Annotated in this window: 13 protein-coding genes; 5 read left to right on the top strand and 8 right to left on the bottom strand. The window is 58.8% G+C overall.

What is annotated here, in order from left to right:
- Nucleotides 1–5: 5 nt before the first annotated feature.
- Both AC07VO_RS26705 and AC07VO_RS26710 read right to left on the bottom strand, forming a co-directional pair.
- Nucleotides 6–1,490, bottom strand: a complete 1,485-nt coding sequence (locus tag AC07VO_RS26705) for a DHA2 family efflux MFS transporter permease subunit (RefSeq protein ID WP_086944890.1) — start codon at nt 1,488–1,490, stop codon at nt 6–8.
- The gene (locus tag AC07VO_RS26710) at nt 1,490–2,617 is read right to left on the bottom strand and encodes an HlyD family secretion protein (protein ID WP_018930073.1); all 1,128 of its coding nucleotides are present in this window, start codon (nt 2,615–2,617) and stop codon (nt 1,490–1,492) included. Before AC07VO_RS26710 ends, AC07VO_RS26705 begins: the two co-directional genes overlap by 1 nt.
- 260 nt (nt 2,618–2,877) lie before the next feature.
- Between AC07VO_RS26710 and AC07VO_RS26715 the strand changes: the two genes are divergently transcribed.
- A complete protein-coding gene (locus tag AC07VO_RS26715) occupies nt 2,878–3,504 on the top strand; it encodes a TetR/AcrR family transcriptional regulator (protein WP_086944891.1) in 627 nt (208 codons plus the stop codon).
- A gap of 8 nt (nt 3,505–3,512) precedes the next feature.
- Nucleotides 3,513–4,052 carry a G/U mismatch-specific DNA glycosylase gene (gene mug, locus AC07VO_RS26720; RefSeq protein ID WP_086944892.1) on the top strand — a complete coding sequence of 180 codons (540 nt, stop codon included), beginning with the start codon at nt 3,513–3,515 and terminating at the stop codon, nt 4,050–4,052.
- Here the strand turns inward: mug and AC07VO_RS26725 are convergent.
- On the bottom strand, nt 3,964–4,995 hold the full coding sequence (locus AC07VO_RS26725) for a bifunctional helix-turn-helix transcriptional regulator/GNAT family N-acetyltransferase (RefSeq protein WP_086944893.1): 1,032 nt from the start codon (nt 4,993–4,995) through the stop codon (nt 3,964–3,966). The genes mug and AC07VO_RS26725 overlap by 89 nt on opposite strands.
- A gap of 47 nt (nt 4,996–5,042) precedes the next feature.
- Entirely contained in the window at nt 5,043–5,948 is a 906-nt protein-coding gene (locus AC07VO_RS26730; RefSeq protein ID WP_064618530.1) for a LysR family transcriptional regulator, read from the bottom strand.
- 109 nt (nt 5,949–6,057) lie between these two features.
- Between AC07VO_RS26730 and AC07VO_RS26735 the strand changes: the two genes are divergently transcribed.
- Both AC07VO_RS26735 and AC07VO_RS26740 read left to right on the top strand, forming a co-directional pair.
- Nucleotides 6,058–7,296, top strand: a complete 1,239-nt coding sequence (locus tag AC07VO_RS26735; protein ID WP_086944894.1) for an SGNH/GDSL hydrolase family protein — start codon at nt 6,058–6,060, stop codon at nt 7,294–7,296.
- A 125-nt stretch (nt 7,297–7,421) separates the two neighbouring features.
- Nucleotides 7,422–8,963: a sensor domain-containing diguanylate cyclase gene (locus tag AC07VO_RS26740; RefSeq protein WP_173861170.1), complete on the top strand. Its 1,542-nt coding sequence runs from the start codon at nt 7,422–7,424 to the stop codon at nt 8,961–8,963.
- A gap of 45 nt (nt 8,964–9,008) precedes the next feature.
- Here the strand turns inward: AC07VO_RS26740 and AC07VO_RS26745 are convergent, their stop codons facing one another.
- From AC07VO_RS26745 to AC07VO_RS26760, 4 genes are read right to left on the bottom strand one after another with little or no spacing between them, the layout of a single operon-like run.
- The gene (locus AC07VO_RS26745) at nt 9,009–9,848 is read right to left on the bottom strand and encodes a sugar phosphate isomerase/epimerase family protein (RefSeq protein WP_018930067.1); all 840 of its coding nucleotides are present in this window, start codon (nt 9,846–9,848) and stop codon (nt 9,009–9,011) included.
- A 1-nt stretch (nt 9,849) separates the two neighbouring features.
- Complete coding sequence (locus tag AC07VO_RS26750) at nt 9,850–11,091, bottom strand: NAD(P)/FAD-dependent oxidoreductase (protein WP_086944896.1); 1,242 nt, start codon at nt 11,089–11,091, stop codon at nt 9,850–9,852.
- Nucleotides 11,092–11,109: 18 nt separating this feature from the next.
- The gene (locus tag AC07VO_RS26755; protein WP_018930065.1) at nt 11,110–11,430 is read right to left on the bottom strand and encodes a MocE family 2Fe-2S type ferredoxin; all 321 of its coding nucleotides are present in this window, start codon (nt 11,428–11,430) and stop codon (nt 11,110–11,112) included.
- A 36-nt stretch (nt 11,431–11,466) separates the two neighbouring features.
- Entirely contained in the window at nt 11,467–12,579 is a 1,113-nt protein-coding gene (locus tag AC07VO_RS26760) for a fatty acid desaturase family protein (protein WP_086944897.1), read from the bottom strand.
- Nucleotides 12,580–12,760: 181 nt separating this feature from the next.
- On the opposite strand from AC07VO_RS26760, the gene AC07VO_RS26765 reads away from it, so the two are divergent.
- Nucleotides 12,761–13,822 (top strand): substrate-binding domain-containing protein, encoded by a 1,062-nt coding sequence (locus AC07VO_RS26765; protein WP_086944898.1) that lies wholly within the window; start codon nt 12,761–12,763, stop codon nt 13,820–13,822.
- The last annotated feature ends 101 nt before the right edge of the window (nt 13,823–13,923 follow it).

Consider the following 13,923-nt stretch of genomic DNA (forward strand, 5'->3'; position numbering starts at 1 on the left):
GAAAACTAGTTGGTCGGAACGGGCTTGCGAAGAAAGACAACCAGTGGACTGACCACCAGCATCGCCACCATCAACAGCTTGAATTGGTCGACCACCGCGATAAAAGCCGCCTGGCCGGTGATCATTTCATTGAGCCCCGCCAGTGCTTGCAGGGACATCGGCGCGGCATGCGCAGCGGTGCGATAAGGCGTCAGATGGCTGACCAGTGCCAGGTGCATCGCTTGCGTATTGTTGAAGAAGAAAATCTGCACGATCGCAACGCCGAGGGTGCTCCCGTAAACACGCGACAGATTGAAAAAACCAGTGCCTTCCGGGCGTAACTTGGGATCGAGCGTGCTGAACGCGATCTTGGTGAGCGACGGCATCAAGATGCCGATGCCAATCCCCTGGATTGCCCCGGCGATCGCCACCGGTGACCAGTCCATCAAAGGCGAATAACCGAGCATCAGCCAGTTGGCGTAAATCACCACGGCCACGCCAATCGCCACGAACCACCGACGGTCGAAACGCTCGGGAACACGACCCATCAGCAGGAACGCCCCTACCAGCCCCACACCGCGCGGTATCGTCAGCGAACCTGTCGTATCAGGCGGATAGCCGAGGATCTCGTCCAGCATCGGCGACGTCAGTGCCATGGTCGACAACAGCACGAAACCCACGGCGAAAAAGATAATCGTCGACAGTACGAAGTTGCGGTCCTTGAACAGACGCTTGTTGAGGAAATGCACCTTCTCGCTCAACAGATGCACGGCGAACAGATACAGCCCCAACGCGCAGCCCGCCGCCTCCAGCCAGATTTCGGTCGAGGCAAACCAGTCAAGGCGTTCGCCGCGGTCGAGCAACATTTGCAGGCTGATCAACGCCAGCGTGAAGCTGCCGAAGCCGAAGAAATCGAACGACGGACGTTGCTCGGCCTTCTTCTCGGCAAGCAAAAGCGCCATCACCAGGAAGATGAATGCCGACAACGGAAGGCTGATGTAGAAGATCGGCCGCCAGCCGAAATGCTCGCTGACCCAACCACCGATGCTCGGGCCGCTGACGATGCCCAAGAGCACGATTGCCGTCCATGTCGCGCCAAATTTCGCACGCTTCTCCAGTGGCAACGTCTCCATTGAAATCGCCATCGACAGCGGCGCCAGCACGCCACTCGCCAGGCCTTGGATAATTCGCGCACCGACGAACTCCAGCGGAGTCGTCGCAACTGTGGCGAGCAGCAAGCCAAGAACGAAGAAGGCCAGCGCGGCCTGATAAACCCGCTTCAAGCCATAACGCCCGGCCAGCCACTGCGCAACCGGCATGGTGATGGCGCTCGCCGCGAGGTATGAGGTGAATACCCAGCCTGCCTGGTCGTCAGTCATCGACAGACTGCCTTGGATAAACCTGAGTACCGCATTCGGCAACGGCAGGTTCGCCGACTGCATATAGGTCGCGAGCAGCGCGGCGAACCTCAATGTTCCCGCACCTTGAGGCCCGATAGAATTGGCGTTCATCAGAAGTTACCTGCGGTTAACAGCGCCTTGAGCGGATGCCACCATGGCGTGTGATACCCGGTATCGACCTTGACCGTGGCGCTGGTGCCCGAAAAAAGCGGAAACGCAGGGTCGGCCTCGTCGAGTTCAAGGCGCACCGGTACCCGCTGGACAACCTTGACCCAGTTGCCGGTGGCATTTTCAGGCGGCAGCAAGGCGAAGTCTGATCCGGCACCGGGGCTCATGCTGGTCACGTGGGCTTTGAAAACGTGATCGGGATAGGTATCGATGCTGATGGTTGCTTCCTGGCCTGGACGCATGTGGGTCACCTGCGTCTCGCGGAAGTTGGCCTCGACCCAAATCTGCCGATCGGACAGCAGCGCAAAGGCCGGCGCACCGTTGCTGACGTAGTTGCCAACCTGCAGATCGTCGACCTTGGCCACGATGCCATCGTCCGGCGCATATACCGTCGTGTACGAGAGGTAGAGTTGCGCCTCGTCCAGCTGCGCCCTCGCTTCACGAACCGTCGGGTGGTTATCGGCTTCGATGTCTGGATTACCGTTCAACGCGACAACCGTGCTGGCGATCTGTTGTTCGATCGACGCGATGCGTTGCCGGGCAACTTTGAGGTCGGTGTCGGCGCGCTCGTAAATCGCCCGCGAGACGAACTCGGTAGCGACCAGCGCTTTCTTGCGGGCAAACTCGCGCTGATCGAAATCGGCCGACTCTTTGGCCGATTGCAGTTCAGCCTGCTGCTGGCGGTAACCGGCCTTGAGCCCATCGATGCGCAGCCGCGCCACGCTCAGCTGTGCTTGCGCACGGTCAACCGCGATCTGGAACGGTTTCGGGTCGATCCGAAACAGCATCTGGCCTTTGTGAACCGGTTGGTTGTCCTCGACGGCGATTTCGACGACTTGTCCGGAAATACGCGCGTTGATCGACGCCTTCGCCACTCGAGCGTAGGCGTTATCGGTCGAAATGAACGCCTCGCCTGCTTGATAGCGGGCATAGCCCAGCGCTGCGAAGAGCACCGGCAAACCGACAATCAACAAGGGCCGAAATTTCTGCTTGAACGGTTTTTTGATGGGCGCGTCAGGCCTTGCGTGCTCGAAGGTCTGCGTAGCCGGGATGTCGAACTGTTTAGTCATGATCGAATACACCTTTAACCGGGAAATCGGGCCAGCACCTGCGAGAATCGCCTGCGGCCCTGATGGCAAAAATTGCTGTGAGAAAGCAAACCCGTGCACGGTCAGGGAGGATCGCTCCACCGCACCGGTTTCGTCGCCGCAACACCCAGTTCGAGCTCAGCTACAACAAACCTGACGTTCAGGAACTTCTGGTTCCTTAATTTTGTGCGATGATGTAAGAATATAGAGCAGTCCATCCCCACACAAGGATTTTGTACAACATGGCACAAAAAAAGATTACAGAGGGCAAAGGCCGAGGCCGCCCCCGCGCATATGACCCGCAGACAGCGCTGCAACAGGCACTTGGGGTTTTCTGGAGCACTGGATATTCCGGCGCTTCCCTGGACAGCATCGCCACCGCCGCCGGCATGAATCGCCCAAGCCTCTATGCGGCATTCGGTGACAAGCACGCGCTCTACATCAAGGCGCTTGAGCAGTATTGGGAGTCTGCCTCCGCTGCCATGCAGGAGGCGCTTATGGACAAAGACCTGACTTTGGAGCAGGCGCTAATGGGCTTCTATGAGGGACAGTTGTCGATCTACTTCTCGGGCGAGGGGCAACCGCGTGGCTGCTTTGCGATCGGCACGGCGACGACCGAAGCCGTCGAGGATTCTGCAATACGAGAGGTTCTTGCGGACCGGCTCAGCCGGCTCGATGCCGATCTCGAAACACGTCTGCGCGCGGCAGTCAGCGCCGGTGAGTTGAAAGACGATGTCGACCCAGCCGCCCTCGCCGTACTCGCCTCATCCCTGTTGCATAGCATTTCGATACGGGCGCGGGCGGGCAAATCCCGCACGGAATTGACGGAGCTTGCCCGCAATGCGGTCAACGTGATTTGCGGTGTGTGAGGTGTAGGGTGGGTGAAGGACTCGAAGACATCCTCACCGAACGGCTTGCGGTGATTTTTTGTGGCATTAATCCGGGCGTGACTGCCGCCGCCCTGGGCCATCATTTTGCGGGTCGAGGCAATCGCTTCTGGCGCACAATCCATCTCGCCGGTTTTACGCCTACAGAGGTGCACCCGGAAAGCGACCGGACGATCTTGCAATATCAATGTGGATTAACCGCAGTGGTTGAACGGCCTACGGCGCGAGCGGATCAGCTGTCCGTGCATGAATTCACCGCTGCCGCCGCGGATTTTGAACAAAAGATCGCACGCTATGCGCCACGCTTTGTGGCGTTTCTCGGCAAAGCTGCGTACAGCGCGTTGTCCGGTCAACGGGACATCGCGTGGGGGCTTCAGTCAAAAACTTTTGGTGATGCCTCGGTCTGGGTCCTGCCCAATCCCAGCGGGCGAAATCGCGCGTTCACGCAAGATCAATTGGTGGATGCGTATCGCCAACTCCATTTAGCGGCCCAGCAACCGGGCCAGGTCGCACAAAACACTGTTCGATAACCGTCGCCCCCCACTGCTGGCCCTCTTGCTCCTGTTCCAACTTGAAGCCAAAGTCTTCATACAGTTTACGAGCCACATCCAGGCCTTTGAACGTCCACAACCGCGTCGCGCAAAAGCCCTGTTCGTCACAGAATTTCATGGCTTCAGCCAACAAGCGTTTGCCTGCGCCTTTGCCTCGCGCCGAGTCATCCAGAATGAAACAGCGCAGAATCGCTTCGCCGCCCTCGCCTTCACCGTCTATGGCGATGGAACCGACAATTCGCTGGCCATCCAACGCCACCCAAACTTCGTTGCGTGGATTGTGCAAACGCCCCATCAACTCCGCCATGTCCGATGCAACCAGGCTTTCGAACGGCTGGCCGAAATTCGAATGCCGTGCGTAGTAGTCGGCATGCATTTGCACCATGCGGCCGATGATTCCGGGCCGGTAGCCCCGAGCGATCTCCAGCTGCGCGGGTGGCTGCGGCGCTGTACCGAGTCGATGAGCTTGCAGTGCGCCGGCATAGTTGGCGATGCCCTCACTCACCGCTTGTTGTTGCTCATTCGTCAGATAAACCAAGGCAGCGTCCACCTGTTGCCTGGCGAACGAATCAATGGCTCGCAGGGTTTTCTTGCCCTGTGCCGTGAGTCGCAGTTTCTTGGAGCGCGCATCCTCCTCGTGTGGAATTTCTTCGATCTCGCCGGCCTCAATGAGCTTGCGCACCATCCGGCTCACAGTGGATTTTTCCAGGCCGAGCAGCTCCACAAGTTCCCCTGCTGTCAGCGCCCCCCGATCTCCAATCTCCACGATCGTGTGAACAAACGAAGGCGAATAGTCCGTCGCCGCCAGCGTGGTTTGCATGAACCCCAACTCGCGCACCATGAGGCGCGATGCTGAACGGACTTGGTTGATCAGGTCTGACTGGGTACGGGTCACGGCAAGCACCTCGAACAGAATGTGCATTTAGTTGTATAACACAACCAAATACCCGTCAAATCAAGGGTGCTCCGTCAAGGCAAGAAACCAGGCAACTGCCCTACCCGTTCGGCCAGATACTGCATCAATAAACGCGTGCGCAGCGGGCGGTAGCGGCGTTCGGGATAGATCAGAAAAGCGTCGTTCGGTGGGCCGCTCCAGTCGGGCAGCACCCGGACCAACTGCCCGTTTTCAAGCAGGTCGCTGACCAGCCAGGCCGGCGTGATACACAGCCCCGCACCCTGCAGAAGACCGTCGCGAATGGCCAATGAGCTGTTGGTTCGATAGCGCCCCTGAGTCGTGACACTGATTTGCTCACCATGGGGGCCGTTGAGCTCCAGACGGTCGCCCGCGGTCAACCACGCAAAACGCAGGAAGTTGTGCTCGCTCAAGTCCGCCGGGCTGTTCAATGGGGAATGGTTGCGCAGGTATTCCGGTGCGGCCACCAGATAGCGCGGTGAAGTCGCTATGCGTCGGGCAACGGCGTTCGGCGGCAGGCTGCCCCCCAGGCGCAGGGCCAGGTCGACGTTTTCCTCAGTGAGATCGACGAAACGATCATTGAGGATCAGCTCCACTTCAATAGCCGGGTACTGCTCCATGAACGACAACAGCAACACATTCAACCGCAACACACCGAGGCTGACCGGAGCGTTGACGCGCAGAAAACCTTCGGGGCGTTCGGTCAGACCACGCACATCCGCAACGGCCTCGCCGTACTCTTCCAGCACGCCTTTGGCACGCTCGTAGAAACGCTTTCCCTGTTCGGTAGGCGTCAACCCGGTGGTGCCACGAATCAACAAACGGGCTCCCAATTGCTTTTCCAGGGCCGCGACCAGTTTGCTGACGGTGGGCTGAGTGCTGCCTAACTCACGCGCGGCAGATGACAGGCTTCCGAGCTCAATGGCGCGGACAAAACAATGCATCGCTCTAAGACTGTCCATGGGCATTCGATTCTGGAATGGGCTGTATGCAGTTTCCCCTTCTACCACACGCATTTTGAATAGACCAATCTGGCCTTCTTGAATCATTACCGCCCAAGGAGATACCTGGATGAAAGCCTTTCACTCGAGAATATCGTTGCCTCTTGCCTTGACTGCCCTGCTTGCCGCAAGCCCTGTCATGGCGGCGGAAAACTGGGTCACCACCTGGATGGCCAGCCCTCAACCCACCTGGGGCAATGAACTGCCACTGCCCACGCGAATTCCGGAAGCGCTGACCGATAGCACCCTTCACCAGAGGGTGCGCATCAGCAGCGGCGGAAGCCGGTTACGGGTGGTGGTTTCCAACGAATATGGCAAGCAACCGCTGGTCATCGGTGCCGCGCGTATCGCCTTCACTGAGGGCGTCGATCAGATTCGCCCAGGCTCCGGGCACACGCTGAAGTTCAGTGATCAGGAACAGGTCACCCTCGCTGCGGGTGAAACGCGGATCAGTGATCCGATAGAACTGGCAGTGCCGGCGCTCAGTGAGCTTGCGATCGCTCTTTATCTGCCGCAGCACACGCCGTTGACGACCTTTCACTGGGATGGCAAACAAACCGCATTTATCGCCCCCGGAAAACACGTCGATGCTCAGCGACTGGAAGGCAGCGAGCAGGTGGAGGCGCGGCTGTTTCTCAGCGACATCCTGGTGGATGCACCGCTCGACACCCGTGCCCTTGTGGTGCTCGGCGACTCGATTACCGATGGCAATGGCTCGACCCTGGACAGCAATCGACGCTGGCCGGACTTCCTCGCTCAACGCTTGGCCGCGCAGAGCCTCGCGGTGCTCAACGCCGGGATATCCGGGGCTCGCCTGCTCGAAGATGGCATGGGTGTCAGCGCACTGGCGCGATTCAAGCGCGATGTGCTGGGCAAGCCCGGAGTAAAAACGGTGATTGTGATGCTCGGCATCAATGACATCAGTTGGCCAGGCTCCTCCTTCGCTCCGAACGAACGCCTGCCAGCCAAGGAACAGTTGATTGCGGGCTATCGGCAACTGATCGATCAAGCGCGCCTGAACAACATTCGCATCATTGGAACAACCCTGATGCCGGTCGAAGGCGCCCTGGAGGGAACGATCGTGAAGAATTATCACAGCGCCGAGAAAGAACAACTGCGCCAGGTCATTAATGACTGGATACGGACCAGCCACGCATTCGATGCCGTGATCGACTTTGATTTCATGACCCGCGACCCTGAACACCCAAGTCGCTTACTGCCGACTATCGACTCCGGCGACCACTTGCATCCCGGCGATGCCGGCAACAAGGCGATGGCCGAGGATATCGACCTGAAAACGCTGATCTAGTCGTTTGAAACAAAACGCGAAAAACCATATGGATCTTGAATTGCCCAAGTTCGAGAATGACATGAACTGTTGGCACCGATGGAGATCAGCAGATAATGTAGTCGAAATTCATCCTAGGGGGTTTTGTGGAAAACCGCTCCGAAGACAATACCCGCCACTCCCCTTTGCAGCCGAGAAGACTGCCGGCAACAGCGATCTCCGTCGTGTTCATGGCTTTAGTCACCCTCTCGATACTGAGTATTTACTGGCTTCAAGCCGCCCAAAGTAAAGCCTATGAACTCTCACAAGCAAAACTGGTATCAGGCAATTTGACGTGGTCAATGGCCCAACAAGCGACTGACACGTTTGATGAAGCCAACCTGATCCTGGATGAACTGATCGACAGAATAAAAGACAACCCAAGTGCCGAACAGCTCGATAAAACGCAAAAACTGCTTAAGCGCAGAGTCTTTACCACCGAACAGTTGCACGGCCTTTTTTACTATGATGAAAACGGCAACTGGATCCTGACTTCGTTCGATTCGAAACCTGAAGCGCCCAACAATGCCGATCGTGATTACTTCATCTTTCACAAAAACAACGTAACCCTGTCGCCTCGCATCGGCCGGGCCATCCGCAGCCGCACGACCGGCGAATGGATTATTCCTCTTTCCCGACGAATCAACGATAGCGAGGGCCATTTTAAGGGTGTCGTGCTGGCCACGATCAAAATGGCCTACTTTGACAAGTTCTTCTCAACGTTCTCCATTGACCGCAAAGGCGCCATTTTCCTGGCCCTTCCCGACGGAACGATAATCGCCAGGCGGCCATTTGCTGAAGAGTTCATCGGTGCGTCGCTAGCCAAAGGGGAAATATTTTCCATCTATTTACCCAAGTCTCCGGCTGATACCGTCATGATCAAATCGATTATCGACGGCGTTGATCGACTCTTCGGCTACAGGTTGCTTCAAAAATATCCGCTGGTCGTCGCTGCCGCCAATTCACGGGAAGCCATTTTTGCCGAGTGGAAAACCGGAACAATCAAGATGGCATTGATGATTGGCGCAGTGCTGCTGGTCAACCTTCTTGTCGGCCTCTTGCTCATCAAGAAAATACGTTACGGCGTCTCGGTAGAGAATCATTTGAAGCAGACCCGGGCAGCCCTGGAAAAACTGGTATTGCAAGATGCCCTCACCGGACTTGCAAACCGACGCCACCTCGAAAACAGCTTGCAGCAGGAATGGCTTCGCGCGGTAAGACATCACTCTCCGATCAGTTTGATAATGCTCGACATTGATTATTTCAAAAGCTTCAACGATCAATACGGGCACATTGCCGGCGACCATTGCATCGCTTCCGTAGCGCAGGCAATCGCACAATGCATTCACAGGCCATCGGATTTAGCCGCGCGGTACGGTGGCGAAGAGTTTGCGGTATTACTACCCGATACAGATGCCGAAGGTGCCTACTCCATTGCCGAAGACATCAGGCTCGCGGTGCTGAACCTTGCTATTGCACACGATGGCAACCTTGCCAGGCGGGTGACCGTCAGCTTGGGGGTTTATGCCTGCGTACCGGAGACTGCCGAATATAAGCAGCTGCTGACACAGGCGGACTCGGCACTGTACCGGGCGAAACGCTCAGGCCGGAATCAGACTGCCTGCTTGTCTTTGATCGAGGCCGGATAAGGCTGTAGGAGTGAGCACCGCTCGCTTCTACAGGGTTTTCGTCGCTCAGCAAGACCGTTCCCGACACTCATCCCAGACCTCACGCATCAATTCCTTAAGCATCAACGCCTCGGCCCAGCGGTCGGTGATGTCGCGTCCGTCGGCCCCGGTGATGGCATAGGGTGGCGGGCCGAGTTCACAGGTGAAGGACAGGCTGCTGGGCGTGTCCGGTCGGGCCAGCCAGTTCTCGATCCCATAGCGCCACCAGCCCAGGAAACGCTCCAGCCAAGGTCGATGCTGGGCGAAACTCAAAGGCACCTGGACCTGTTCGCTGTTGGCGACACGGCCGTGAAACCCCCAACTATTGCGCAGAATGGTCTGGATCTGTTCGTCGTCTTCGGCCGCGGCCGGCTCCGGCAGTTCGCGGCCCACGACATAGTGGGACAAGTCGGCCAACAGTTTGAGATCGGGCATTTGCGCGAGAATGTCGAGGGTGAACAACAGGTCACTGGTGAGGCGATAACGGTGGGTTTCCAGCAGGATCGGAAAGTCCACCTGCTCGGCCAGTCGCTGCCACCCCTCGATCAACTGGATGGCTTGCGCCAGCGTGCGTGGCCGGACGTCGGCTTGCAGCGTGAGATGGTGGCAGCCGTAGCGGGACGCGACGTCGATCGCTGCCGCCAGATCATCCACGGTGCGGGGGAACACCTGACCTTCGATTTGCAGGCCCTGCGCCTTGGCGGCGGCATGCAAGCGTGCGGCATGGTTCGCCACCCAGAAATGGTCAGTGATTCCGTCGAAACCGGCGGCAGCGATTTTCTCCAGTTGCGCTTCCAACGCAAGTTCGCATTGGCCATGGTGATCTTGCATGGCCCAAAGGGACTGGAAGACCAGGAATTCACGCATGTCAGTTCCTCAGCAGTTGTTTGAGCGATACTTCGGCGTCGGCCAGAGCCTCTACCGAGAGGGGGTTATGCGAAGCGATCAGTCGTTCGCACAACTTGATGTCCTTGGCGACGCTATTGCCCCGGCCCCAGCCGCAAGCACCTTGCAAACGCTGCTCAGCATCGAGGTAGAACAGCAGGAAACCGCCGCCCGGGGTTGTCCGGCTCGCCGTGGGTTCTGTGTTTGCGATCACACCCACGGTCTGCAATCCCCAGTCGTACTGGTCGGACCAGAAACCGGGAATGATTTCGAAAGGCAGCTCGCCGCCCAGCAGATTCAGGGCGGCGTGGCGGCCCTGGGTTTCGGCGTTGCGCCAGGTTTCCTGACGCTGGAAACCGCCTTGCGGGTGCAGCCGAAATTCACAGACATCCCCTGCCGCAAAGATGTCCGGCGCGCTGGTGCGCAATTGGGCATCGACGCGAATGCCTTGGCCGACCTCAAGCCCGGCAGCCATGGCCAACTCGGTGTTGGGTTGCATGCCGATGCCTACCACCACCAGATCACAGGGCAGCAGTTGGCCATCGGCCAGTTGCACCGATTCAACATGAGTAGTGCCCTGCACCGCCTCGATCGCCACGTTGAGTCGGACATCCACACCCTGGCTGCGATGCAGTTCCAACAGAACGCTGGACAACCGTTCCGGCAACACCCGCCCCGCCAGACGCGGCCCGGCTTCGAGCAAGGTCACCGTACAACCCAAGGCTCGGGCGGTGGCTGCGACTTCGAGGCCGATGAAGCCGCCGCCGATGATCACCAGTCGGGTGTCGGGCCGCAACGAAGCGCGCAGTGCCAGTGCCTCGTCATGGCTACGCAGATAAAGCACATTGCGCAGATGCTCGGGCACACAGGCAAGCTTGCGCGAGCACCCTCCCGTCGCCAGCAACAGCCGGGCGTAATGCAGCCAGCTGCCGTCGGCCAATTGCAGACGATGCCGTTGCGGGTCCAGGCCTTTTACCGGGTTGCCGGCCAGGTGTTCGATACCCAGCTCAGCGAGCCGAGCGCTATTGCACAGGCTGTAGCCCGCCAGATCGACCGTGCCCTGCAGCAACCCTTTGGACAGCGGCGGACGTTCATAAGGCGGGTGAAACTCGTCGCCTATCAGGATCAGGCGACCGCTATAACCTTCGTCGCGCAGGGTCAGGGCCGCGCGGCCACCGGCATGCCCGGCGCCAACAATGACCAGTGGAGCATTGGCAGGACTCATGGCACAGACTCCGTGCAGTTAAACCGTGATGGCGAGCAACACACGCCCCGCCTCGACCCGGACTTCATAGGTCTTGAGGTTGACGCACACCGGTGCGCCGAGGGCTTTGCCGGAGCGGTAGTCGAAACGCCCGTTGTGTTTGGGGCACTCGATGACGTGCTCCATCACCAGGCCATCGGCGAGGTGAATGGACTCGTGGGTGCATAGGCCCGCCGTGGCGAAAAACTCGCTGTTGGCAGAGCGGTAGACGGCATAGGTGTGCGGGCCATGGTCGAAACGAATGACATCTTCTTCGTTGATATCGCCCACGGCACATACATCGATCCATTGATCGGTCATGGCGTTTTCTCTGGTAGTGGTACAGACAGGAAGGTGTCAGGCCGGCGTTACTTCAGGCTCTGCCTGGACGGTGGCGGCCGATGCTGCGCGTTGTGGCAAAGGACGACAGACGAAATGGCTCGGGTCTTTGCGCTGCCTCCAGATAGTCGGGATGATTTCCTTGAAGGCCTCGGACAGGCTGCCGTAAGGCGGCGGGCAGTCGCGGCGGATCTCTTCGTGAAGCTGCGCCAGCGCATGAAAAGGCACCATCGGATACATGTGATGTTCCAGGTGATAGTTCATGTCGAGGTACAGGAAACGCAGCAGTCGGTTCATGTAAATCGTGCGGCAGTTGCTGCGGTGATCGAGTACGTCTTCCGCCAGGCCGACGTGCTGCGAAAGGCCGAACAGGTAGGACAACCAACCGCCATAGAGGGTCGGCAGACCGATAAACATCAGCGGCAACCAGCTCTGCAGAAAAAGCGCCGTGCCCACGGTAAGCCCATAGATGACCAGCCAAACGCGTGCGTCTCGCGCCACTTTGGGCCATTCGGATTCGGGGATGAAGGTCTGCTCTTCTTCACCCATCCGCCCGACTGCATGCCGGCAAACTGACCCCATCGTCTTCAACGCGTAAGGCATTCTGAACAGACTCAGCACCATCATGGTCAGACTCGGTGGACGCGGCTCGACGATTTCCGGATCGCGACCAACGATGATGGTGTCGGTGTGATGCCGCGCATGGCTCCAGCGCCAGACCTGGGGTTCAAACATGAACATGAAGCTCGACAGCTGGTAGACCGCATCATTCATCCAGCGGGTCTTGAATGCCGTACCGTGACCCGTTTCGTGCCAACGGGCATTGGACGCGGTGCCATAGAGCAGCCCATAGACGAAGAAGAACGGAACGCAGGCCCAGGAGCCCCAGAACCAGTAGCCACCGAAGCCGGTCACAGCCATCGCCGACAGCCAGATGGCGGTATCACGCAGGGCCGGGCCATCGCGACGCTGCATCAATTCTTTCATGCGTTTGCGGGAGATGGGCGATTGGTACCACGTTGCCGATACCAAACCTTTTTGCGCCGCTCGGGCGGCTTCGGGACCGGTCAATCGATAATCCCTTGGCACGGGTTTATCGGTTTTTTCAAAGGCTGCGTTGTGTTCGTGCATTTTATTGTTCTCCGCAAGCTTGATGGTTTAAGCACTTGCTTTCGATGCGGGATGGCATCGCTGGAGAAAATATAGGGAGCGCGCAAATCCCCCTCAAGCCCTTGAATACATTCCCTATCAAGCTATCATCCAGGCCCAGTACAGCTTGATAGTTTTCTATCAAAGCGCTTTCGGGGCCCTCATGAACAACAATAAACGCCCAACCATCGCCACCGTCGCCGAGCACGCTCGCTTGAGTGTCGCCACCGTGGACCGGGTGCTCAACGCCCGGGCTCCGGTCAGCCCAGCCACCGCCGAGCAGGTGTTCCAGGCCGCCGAAGCGGTCGGTTATTTCGCCGCCCGGCTGATCGGCCAGCGCATTCGCGAACGTCGTCCCAGCTATCGTTTCGGCATCCTGCTGCTCGGTACTGCCCAGGCGTTCTATGCCAACGTTGCCGCCGCCATCACCGAGGCGGCACAGCGTCAGACCGGCGCGAACCTGAGCTGCCAGTTCGAATACGTCTTCGATCGCACACCCGGCGCCATCATTGCCCAGATCGAACAACTGGCGGTGCAGTGCGATGGCCTGGCGGTGGTCAGCTTCGCTCACCCGCTGATCAATGCCGCCATCGCGCAAATCAGAGCAGCGGGAGTGCCGGTGATCGCCCTGCTGTCCGACATCCACGAGGCGGCGGAAGAACCTTACGTTGGTCTGAACAATCATGAGGTCGGGCGCACCATGGGCTGGCTGCTGGCCCACACCTGCGGTGCACGCAAGGGCAGCGTCGGCGTGCTGCTCGGCGGTCATCGTTTTCTTGGTCATCAGGCTCGGGTCGAGGGGTTGCGCAGTTACCTGGCGGAGCGCGCACCGGGGCTGCGGCTACTCGAAGCGGTGATCAACCTGGACAACTGCGACGTCACCGAAGAGGCGACGCTGGAACTCCTCGCGCGCCATGCTGACTTGCGAGGGCTGTGCGTGGTCGGCGGTGGCGGCGACGGCATTATCAGCGCCCTGTCGCAGCTGCCGAAGCGGCCGTCGCTGTGCTGCATTTTGCAGGAGTCGACCGAGCTGTCGCGACAAGCACTGGATCAAGGGTTGATCGACCTGGTCATCGACTCCCAGCCGCGATTGCTGGCGGCCGCGCTGGTCGACTTGCTGGTCGAGTTACAGACCACGCCGGACTTCGATCCGCTCCGGCATCGGGTGCATATCCCGTTGCAGATCATTACCTCAGAGAACGCTCGAGGCTGCGTTCGCTGGTAGCAGCTGTCGAGCCTGCGAGGCTGCGTTCGGCTGCGCAGCAGTCGTGAATCCAGCTGACGCGGTATGCCTGACACACCGCGAGTTCTGGTTTTACGACTGCT

The organism is Pseudomonas sp. GW821-FHT03E01 (genome assembly GCF_059420765.1).

What these genes read in the sequence shown, in the direction of transcription:
- AC07VO_RS26705 (WP_086944890.1), bottom strand. Translation starts at nt 1,490, where the DNA reads ATGAACGCCAATTCTATCGGGCCTCAAGGTGCGGGAACATTGAGGTTC.
- AC07VO_RS26710 (WP_018930073.1), bottom strand. Translation starts at nt 2,617, where the DNA reads ATGACTAAACAGTTCGACATCCCGGCTACGCAGACCTTCGAGCACGCA.
- AC07VO_RS26715 (WP_086944891.1), top strand. Translation starts at nt 2,878, where the DNA reads ATGGCACAAAAAAAGATTACAGAGGGCAAAGGCCGAGGCCGCCCCCGC.
- AC07VO_RS26725 (WP_086944893.1), bottom strand. Translation starts at nt 4,995, where the DNA reads ATGCACATTCTGTTCGAGGTGCTTGCCGTGACCCGTACCCAGTCAGAC.
- AC07VO_RS26730 (WP_064618530.1), bottom strand. Translation starts at nt 5,948, where the DNA reads ATGGACAGTCTTAGAGCGATGCATTGTTTTGTCCGCGCCATTGAGCTC.
- AC07VO_RS26735 (WP_086944894.1), top strand. Translation starts at nt 6,058, where the DNA reads ATGAAAGCCTTTCACTCGAGAATATCGTTGCCTCTTGCCTTGACTGCC.
- AC07VO_RS26745 (WP_018930067.1), bottom strand. Translation starts at nt 9,848, where the DNA reads ATGCGTGAATTCCTGGTCTTCCAGTCCCTTTGGGCCATGCAAGATCAC.
- AC07VO_RS26750 (WP_086944896.1), bottom strand. Translation starts at nt 11,091, where the DNA reads ATGAGTCCTGCCAATGCTCCACTGGTCATTGTTGGCGCCGGGCATGCC.
- AC07VO_RS26755 (WP_018930065.1), bottom strand. Translation starts at nt 11,430, where the DNA reads ATGACCGATCAATGGATCGATGTATGTGCCGTGGGCGATATCAACGAA.
- AC07VO_RS26760 (WP_086944897.1), bottom strand. Translation starts at nt 12,579, where the DNA reads ATGCACGAACACAACGCAGCCTTTGAAAAAACCGATAAACCCGTGCCA.
- AC07VO_RS26765 (WP_086944898.1), top strand. Translation starts at nt 12,761, where the DNA reads ATGAACAACAATAAACGCCCAACCATCGCCACCGTCGCCGAGCACGCT.